The following is a 621-nucleotide window of genomic DNA, read 5'->3' on the forward strand; positions in this document are numbered from 1 at the left end:
CGACCAGGTAGCCGATCGCGCCGCCGTGGTCACCGTACTGCAGCACCGCCGTCGGGCTCGCCTTGATCCCGAGCTTGTGCTCGATCGACACGCAGTGCACGTCGTTGCGCGCGCCCAGCGAGCCGTCTTCATTGACCATGAACTTCGGCACGATGAACAGCGAGATGCCCTTCACGCCTTCCGGCGCGTTCGGCGTGCGCGCCAGCACCAGGTGGACGATGTTGTCCGCCATGTCGTGCTCGCCCCACGTGATGAAGATCTTCGTGCCGAACACCTTGTACGTGCCGTCGCCCTGCGGCTCGGCGCGCGAGCGCACCAGCGCGAGATCGGAGCCGGCCTGCGGCTCGGTCAGGTTCATCGTGCCCGTCCATTCGCCGGAGATCAGCTTCGGCACGTAGCGCTGCTTCTGCTCGTCGGTGCCGGCCGTCAGCAGCGCCTCGATCGCGCCGTCGGTCAGCAGCGGACACAGCGCGAACGACAGGTTCGATGCATTCAGCATCTCGATGCACGGCGTCGCGATCAGCTTCGGCAGCCCCTGGCCGTCGTACTCGGACGGATGCTGCAGCCCCTGCCAGCCGCCTTCGACGAACTGGCGGAACGCTTCGCCGAAGCCCGGCGTCG

1 protein-coding gene is annotated in these 621 nt (G+C 67.3%); it reads right to left on the minus strand.

Annotation, left to right across the window (positions count from 1 at the left end; all coding sequences use genetic code 11):
• On the minus strand, positions 1–621 hold a 621-nt coding region (locus G3N93_RS42580), incomplete at both ends, for an acyl-CoA dehydrogenase family protein (RefSeq protein ID WP_206135671.1).

It is taken from the genome of Burkholderia sp. Se-20378 (assembly GCF_017104665.1).
In the GTDB taxonomy this organism is placed as follows: Bacteria; Pseudomonadota; Gammaproteobacteria; order Burkholderiales; family Burkholderiaceae; genus Burkholderia; species Burkholderia lata.